This is a genomic window from Paraburkholderia sp. RL17-368-BIF-A (assembly GCF_046054045.1).
Lineage (GTDB): Bacteria > Pseudomonadota > Gammaproteobacteria > Burkholderiales > Burkholderiaceae > Paraburkholderia > Paraburkholderia graminis.
Genome location: NZ_JARESN010000004.1, coordinates 482,855 through 490,021 on the forward strand (window position 1 = coordinate 482,855; position 7,167 = coordinate 490,021).

The window sequence follows — 7,167 nt, forward strand, 5'->3', positions numbered from 1 at the left end:
GGGGCGAGCGGGCCGGCGGGGTCGAAGGTTTGAATGGAAATTTTGGGTAAGGAAGCTATGAAAACAATCAAGCGAGCGCTCATGGGCGTGCTGGCGATGAGCGGACTGCTTTTCGCCGGTGCCGCCCTGGCAGTGGGCGATGTTCCGGGCGGCCCCGCCGTCAACGAGATCAATCTCCAGCCGCCTGCGACGAAAATCGCTGAGGAGCTCTACAGCCTCCACACGCTAATGCTGATTCTGTGCACGGTGATTTTCATCGGCGTGTTCGCTGTGATGTTCTATTCGATCTTCGCTCACCGCAAGTCGAAAGGACATAAGGCTTCGAATTTCCACGAAAGCACCACCGTCGAAATCATCTGGACGATCGTGCCGTTCATCATCGTCGTGTTGATGGCGCTGCCGGCCACCAAGACGGTGGTCGCGATGAAGGACACGACCAATGCCGACGTCACCATCAAGGTCACCGGCTACCAGTGGAAGTGGGGCTACGACTACGTGAAGGGTCCGGGCGAGGGCATCAGCTTCCTCTCCACGCTCGCCACGCCGCGTTCGGAAACCGACGGCCGTCAGCCGATTTCCACTACCTATCTGCAGGAAGTCGACAATCCGCTCGTCGTGCCGGTCGGCAAGAAAATTCGCATCATCACCACCGCGAACGACGTGGTCCACTCCTGGTACGTGCCGGCTTTCGGCGTGAAGCAGGACGCGATTCCGGGCTTCGTGCGCGACACGTGGTTCAAGGCCGAGAAGGTCGGCACGTTCCGCGGCTTCTGTACCGAACTGTGCGGCAAGGAACACGCGTTCATGCCGGTCGTCGTCGAAGTGCTCTCCACCGACGACTACGCGAAGTGGGTCGACGCGCAGAAGAAGAAAATGGCCGCGGGTCAGGACGATCCGAACAAGACGTACACCATGGCGGAACTGATGGAACGCGGCGGCAAGGTCTACGCGGCGAACTGCGCGGTCTGCCATCAGCCGACGGGCAAGGGCGCGGGCGCGTTTCCCGCGCTCGACGGCAGCAAGGTTGCCAACGGCGCGATCGCCGAGCACGTCAGCATCGTGTTGAAGGGCAAGAATGCCATGCCTTCGTGGGCGCCTACGCTGAACGACGTGGAGATCGCATCGGTTGTCACGTTCGAGCGTAACTCGTGGGGCAACCATACCGGCGACATTCTCCAGCCGAAGCAGGTCGCGGACGCCCGCAACGGCAAGCTGCCCGAAGGCGGCAACCATCTGGCCGACACGGGCGCGGCCGCAAGCGGCGCTGCTGCTTCGGGCGCCGCGGCTTCGGAAGCATCGGGTGCACAGGCAGCGGGTGCACAGGCAGCTTCAGCGGGTTCGGAAAGCGCGGGCGCATCGCAAGCTGCGCTGCCCGCCAGCGTCTACTTCGATACCGGCAAGAGCACGCTGCCGGCCGACGCGAAAGCGGCAGTCGAGGCAGCCTCGGCGTATGCCAAAGCGCATCCGGACGCGAAGTTCACGCTGTCGGGCTTCACCGACGCATCCGGTTCCGCCGACACCAACGCGAAGCTCGCGAAGAGCCGCGCCGAAGCCGTGCGCGACGCGTTGAAAGCAGCCGGCATCGCCGAAGACCATATCATTTTGAAAAAGCCGGAAACGATCACGGGCGGCGGCGACGCGAAAGAAGCCCGACGTGTTGAAATTAGTGCGGCTGCAAGTCCGGCTGCCTGACGTGTTCATGATCGCACCGCAGTATTCGCTTTAGGAGATTGTCATGTCTAGCATCGGACACGATGTAGTCGCGGGCCACGAGCACGTGCACGGCGACCATGCCCACGAAACGCCGCACGGCTGGCGTCGTTGGCTGTTCGCAACCAACCACAAGGACATCGGTACGCTGTACCTGATCTTCTCGTTCACCATGTTCCTCTCCGGGGGCGTGATGGCGCTGATGATCCGTGCCGAACTGTTCGAGCCGGGTCTGCAGATCATGCGTCCCGAGTTCTTCAACCAGTTGACCACCATGCACGGCCTGATCATGGTGTTCGGCGCGATCATGCCGGCCTTCGTCGGCTTCGCGAACTGGATGGTGCCGCTGCAGATCGGCGCATCGGACATGGCTTTCGCCCGCATGAACAACTTCAGCTTCTGGCTTCTGCCGGTCGCGGCTGTTCTGCTGGTCGGTTCGTTCTTCTCGCCGGGCGGCGCGACCGCTGCGGGCTGGACGCTGTACGCGCCGCTCTCCACGCAGATGGGCCCGGGCATGGACTTCGCGATTTTCGCGGTCCACCTGATGGGTGCTTCGTCGATCATGGGCGGGATCAACATCGTCGTGACGATCCTGAACATGCGCGCACCGGGCCTCACGCTGATGAAGATGCCGATGTTCGTCTGGACCTGGCTGATCACCGCGTATCTGCTGATCGCCGTGATGCCGGTTCTGGCAGGCGCGATCACCATGGTGCTGTTCGATCGCCACTTCGGCACGTCGTTCTTCAATGCGGCAGGCGGCGGCGACCCGGTCATGTACCAGCACATCTTCTGGTTCTTCGGGCACCCCGAGGTGTACATCATGATCTTGCCGGCGTTCGGGATCGTGTCGCAGGTGATCCCGGCGTTCTCGCGCAAGCCGCTGTTCGGCTATAGCTCGATGGTGTACGCAACGTCGTCGATCGCGATTCTGTCGTTCATGGTCTGGGCGCACCACATGTTCGCGACCGGCATGCCGGTTACGGGTCAGCTCTTCTTCATGTACGCGACGATGCTGATCGCAGTGCCGACCGGCGTGAAGGTGTTCAACTGGGTCGCGACGATGTGGCGCGGTTCGCTGTCGTTCGAAACGCCCATGCTGTTTGCAGTCGGCTTCCTGCTGGTGTTCACGTTCGGCGGTCTGTCGGGCCTGATGCTGGCAATGGCGCCGCTCGACATCCAGTATCACGGCACTTACTTCGTGGTGGCGCACTTCCACTACGTGCTGGTGGCGGGTTCGCTGTTCGCGCTGTTCTCCGGCTGGTACTACTGGGCGCCGAAGTGGACCGGCTGGATGTACAACGAGACGCGCGGCAAGATCCACTTCTGGGCGTCGATGTTCTTCTTCAACCTCGCGTTCCTGCCGATGCACTTCGTGGGTCTCGCCGGCATGCCGCGTCGTTATGCCGACTACCCGGCGCAGTTCACCGACTGGAACCAGGTCATCTCGATCGGCGCATTCGGCTTTGGTCTCGCACAGGTCTACTTCCTGTTCGCGGTCGCGCTGCCCGCGTATCGCGGCGGCGGCGAGCACGAAAAAGCGGCCGACAAGCCGTGGGACGGCGCAACGGGCCTCGAATGGACCGTGCCGAGCCCGGCTCCGTTCCACACGTTCGAACACCCGCCGACCGTCGAATAACCGGCGTTGGGCGAGACGGCCGGTTCCGGCGGCGGCATGATGGTTGTGCCGTCATCGGAACCGGGCAGCCGCCGAAGCGGCAACCGCGGTGATCGCGGCAACCGCGGTGACAAAAGCAGCAGCAAGGTATTCAGAAACTCGAGCATGACGCGCAATCCACAGGAAAGACGTACCCCGGAGCAGATTCGCGCGAGCAACAGGCGGTTAGGTCTCGTGCTGCTTGCCATCGCAGCGGTTTTTTTCACCGCCGTCATCATCAATCAGGGCTGGTTTTCCTGACCAGGCGGTAACTCTGGTTTGCAGGTTTGTTAAGGATTGAGATGTCGACGCAGCCGCCGGCTCAGGCCGATCGCTCTTTTAACCGTTCGATGCTGATCAAGCTGTTCGTCGTCGCGTTGATGATGTTCGGCTTTGGTTTTGCGCTGGTGCCCATGTACCGCGCGATCTGCCAGATCACCGGGATCAACAACCTGGTGCAGCGCGACGCGACGGTGCGCGAGGCGAAGAACACGCAAGTCGACATGAGCCGCACGATTTCGATCGAACTGGATGCGAACGCGCGCGGCCCGCTCGGTTTCAAGCCGGAGCAGCGCAGCCTCGACGTGCATCCGGGCGAAGTGACCACGGTGATGTACGAGGTGAGCAACGAACAGGCGCGCTCGATCCAGGCGCAAGCCATTCCGAGCTACGCGCCGAAGCAGGCGACCGAGTACTTCAAGAAGATCGAGTGTTTTTGCTTTACGCAGCAAACGTTGAAGGCGAACGAAACGAAGCGGATGCCGGTGGTGTTCGTCGTCGATCCGAAGCTGCCGAAGGATGTGAAAACGATCACGTTGTCGTACACGTTTTTCGAGTTGAACACGCCGGCAACGGCGAAGGTTGGAAGCGCGGCGCTTCCGGCTGAGACGGGGGCCACGGCCGCCAATCCCGCCTGATGGTAAGGGCCGAAACCCAGGCCAAGGCGCAGGCCCAGGCGAAGGAAGACAGCAATGAGCGATAACAGCGGCGGCCCGCGCAAGAGCAGCTTTGGCCAGTCGATGCGGGCGGTGTTCTGGTCGTTTTTCGGCGTGCGCAAGCGGCGCGATCTTGAAAGCGACGCGACGCAACTGAACCCGCTGCATGTGATTATCGCGGCGCTGATCAGCACGGCTATTTTCATCGGCGTGCTGGTTCTGGTGGTTCGCGCGGTGGTCGGCTGAGACGGTCAAGACGGCTCGCGCAGCGTGACGATGCAGGAAGGACCGGGCGCGGCAGCGCCCACGGATTAGAGTGAAGCGGTGCGGTAGCCACGCGCCGTCGAAGATACAGCCGGAGCTTCCGGAACAACTGGACTGAAGTGGAGAATCAAGAATGAGCGGTCAAAACGAGAGCCCGTACTATTTCGTACCGCATCCGTCGCGGCATCCGATCACCGCCGCGGTTGGCTTGCTGATCATGCTCGGATCGCTGGCGGCCTGGATCAACGAACATGAACTGGCGCCGATCGGGGTTGTCGTCGGTCTGCTGTGGCTGCTCTTTACGTTGTGGCACTGGTTCGGCGACGCAATTGCGGAGTCCGAAGGCGGCATGTACGGCAAGAACGTCGACAAGTCGTATCGCTGGAGCATGAGCTGGTTCATCTTCTCCGAAGTCATGTTCTTCGGCGCGTTCTTCGGCGCGCTGTTCTACGCACGCGCCATCGCGCTGCATGAACTGTCGAGCCTCGACTACAAGCTGATCTGGCCGGACTTCTCGGCGGTGTGGCCGAACAACGGTCCTGCGGCGCTCGTGTCGACCTTCAAGTCGATGACGCCGTGGCCGGTGCCGACTATCAATACCGCGCTGTTGCTGTCGTCGGGCGCGACGCTGACGGTCTCGCACCACGCGCTGCGCGAAGATCATCGCAAAAAGGCGATCATCTGGCTTGCGGCCACGCTCGTGCTGGGCGTCTGCTTCCTCTTCCTGCAGGGCTTCGAATATTTCCACGCGTACAACGAACTGAACCTGACGCTGGCTTCGGGCGTGTATGGCTCGACGTTCTTCCTGCTGACCGGCTTCCACGGTTTCCACGTGTTCCTCGGCGGCACGATGCTGGCGGTGGTGCTGGCGCGCATGATCCGCGGCCACTTCACGGCGGAGCACCACTTCGCGTTCGAAGGCGCGGCCTGGTACTGGCACTTCGTGGACGTGGTCTGGCTCGGACTGTACGTTGTCGTGTACTGGCTGTAAGGCTGAACTGTCCGCGCGGGCCGGCGCTTGCCGGAACTGCGCGGGCTGTTGCCCAACGTGTTTTTCGGCGGGCGCTCAGGCTGTACGCAATCAGCAGTACGCAGAAGCAGGCATACCGGTTTGATGCAGCGCCGCCCTCGACCCTGTCAGGGCGGCGTTTTGTTTAGAGCGGTAAAACCTCTTGCCGGATTTAGCGCCCGTACGGAATGCCCGTCGAGTGAATCCAGCCCATCCAGTAAGCAAACAGGATGAAGAGGAACAGCGAGATCGACAGTCCGACTCGCGTGGCGAGCGACCAGACCATCCGCTTGGTTTTGCCCTTGTCATGCATCATGAAGTACAGCGCCGACACCATGCTGGCGATGATCAGTGCGAAGGCAATGGGAACGAGAATGTGCATGGAATCTGCTGAAACGGAAAAGCGCAAAGGCGAGACGTTTATTATCTCACCGCGCGTCGGCGTTTGCCCTGCGTTCCCCGCGGCGCTCAATGCGGGCAGGGAGTATCGTCGATGAAATTCCGGCTCGTGCCCGCGTTATTGATCCTGCTGGTGGTCGCGGTGACTATGCGGCTCGGCTTCTGGCAGCGGGACCGTGCGCATCAGAAAGAAGCGCTCGAGGCGCGCATCACGCAGTTCGAAAACGCGCCCGCTCAGCCCGTGACCCGCGCGCCGGTGGCATTGAAGGACATCGAATTTCATCGCGTGAAGGCGCGCGGCACGTTTGTCGCGGACAAGGTCGTGTACCTGGACAATCGTCCGTATAACGATCAGCCGGGCTTTTACGTCGTGATGCCTTTTAAACTCGCGGACGGCGGTTATGTGCTGATCAATCGCGGATGGCTGCCGCGCAATATGAGCAATCGCGAGACGATCGCGCCGTACGTCACGCCGCAGGGTGAGATCGAGATCGAAGGCATAGCGCGCGCCGATGCGTCGCGTGCTTACGAACTCGGGCAGGGCGGTTCGGCCGCGCATCAGCTGATTCGCCAGAACCTGGATATCGCCGCTTACGCCGCTGAAACCGGACTGCCTTTGCAGCCGTTCGTAATCCAGCAATTGAGCGACGACGGCGACAAGCTCGTGCGCGACTGGCCGGCTCCGACCAGCGGCGTCGAGCGCAATTACGGCTACATGTTCCAGTGGTGGGGCATGGCGGCGGCGGCGGTGGCCTTCGGCCTTTACGCCGCGCGCCGCGCCGCCAGAAAAGAGCACGCGCCCGGCGTGTGACGCAGCGTGCTTCGCGCCGCTCCATGTGAGTTCGACGCGAGCCGCACAATCATTGAAAGAGGTCACGTAGTGTCGACGCAATCTCCCCGTTCGCCCGAGACCGGCAAATCCGGCGGCAAATCCAACGGACAGTCCAACGCGAAACCTGGCAACGCGAACCTCGCCGCCGCCCAACGCGCTGCAGCGAAACCAATGCCCGGCCAACCGAACGGCCGCGGCTCGTGGCAGCGCGGCCGCTGGATGCTGCTGCTGCTGGCCATCGTCTGCGGTGCGCCGATCGCCATCTCGTACTTCATGTACTACGTCGTCAAGCCGACGGGCGGTTTGACGAGCGACGGGCCGCGCGGGGGACCCCCAACGGCCCTTACCGCGTCGCGCGGGG

General features: G+C 62.2%; 8 protein-coding genes and 1 pseudogene. 8 read left to right on the top strand and 1 reads right to left on the bottom strand.

What is annotated here, in order from left to right; all coding sequences use genetic code 11:
- Positions 1-33: 33 nt before the first annotated feature.
- The 6 genes from coxB (at position 34) to P0D87_RS10495 (ending at position 5,557) form a co-directional block, all read left to right on the top strand.
- Positions 34-1,692 (top strand): cytochrome c oxidase subunit II, encoded by a 1,659-nt coding sequence (gene coxB / locus P0D87_RS10470; RefSeq protein WP_006048070.1) that lies wholly within the window; start codon positions 34-36, stop codon positions 1,690-1,692.
- A gap of 43 nt (positions 1,693-1,735) precedes the next feature.
- Positions 1,736-3,349 (top strand): cytochrome c oxidase subunit I, encoded by a 1,614-nt coding sequence (gene ctaD, locus P0D87_RS10475; RefSeq protein WP_006048069.1) that lies wholly within the window; start codon positions 1,736-1,738, stop codon positions 3,347-3,349.
- 144 nt (positions 3,350-3,493) lie between these two features.
- A complete protein-coding gene (locus P0D87_RS10480) occupies positions 3,494-3,628 on the top strand; it encodes a cytochrome oxidase small assembly protein (RefSeq protein ID WP_006048068.1) in 135 nt (44 codons plus the stop codon).
- 41 nt (positions 3,629-3,669) lie between these two features.
- Positions 3,670-4,284: a cytochrome c oxidase assembly protein gene (locus P0D87_RS10485; protein ID WP_006048067.1), complete on the top strand. Its 615-nt coding sequence runs from the start codon at positions 3,670-3,672 to the stop codon at positions 4,282-4,284.
- A 54-nt stretch (positions 4,285-4,338) separates the two neighbouring features.
- Positions 4,339-4,548 (top strand): DUF2970 domain-containing protein, encoded by a 210-nt coding sequence (locus P0D87_RS10490; protein ID WP_053857464.1) that lies wholly within the window; start codon positions 4,339-4,341, stop codon positions 4,546-4,548.
- Between the two features lie 151 nt (positions 4,549-4,699).
- Positions 4,700-5,557 carry a cytochrome c oxidase subunit 3 gene (locus tag P0D87_RS10495; RefSeq protein ID WP_006048065.1) on the top strand — a complete coding sequence of 286 codons (858 nt, stop codon included), beginning with the start codon at positions 4,700-4,702 and terminating at the stop codon, positions 5,555-5,557.
- A gap of 190 nt (positions 5,558-5,747) precedes the next feature.
- Here the strand turns inward: P0D87_RS10495 and P0D87_RS10500 are convergent, their stop codons facing one another.
- Positions 5,748-5,957: a twin transmembrane helix small protein gene (locus tag P0D87_RS10500; protein WP_006048064.1), complete on the bottom strand. Its 210-nt coding sequence runs from the start codon at positions 5,955-5,957 to the stop codon at positions 5,748-5,750.
- 111 nt (positions 5,958-6,068) lie between these two features.
- Here P0D87_RS10500 and P0D87_RS10505 point away from each other — a divergent pair, with 111 nt between their 5' ends.
- Positions 6,069-6,785: an SURF1 family protein gene (locus P0D87_RS10505; protein WP_053857465.1), complete on the top strand. Its 717-nt coding sequence runs from the start codon at positions 6,069-6,071 to the stop codon at positions 6,783-6,785.
- A gap of 69 nt (positions 6,786-6,854) precedes the next feature.
- A pseudogene (locus P0D87_RS10510) lies at positions 6,855-7,167 on the top strand (cytochrome C oxidase subunit I); the annotation flags it as partial.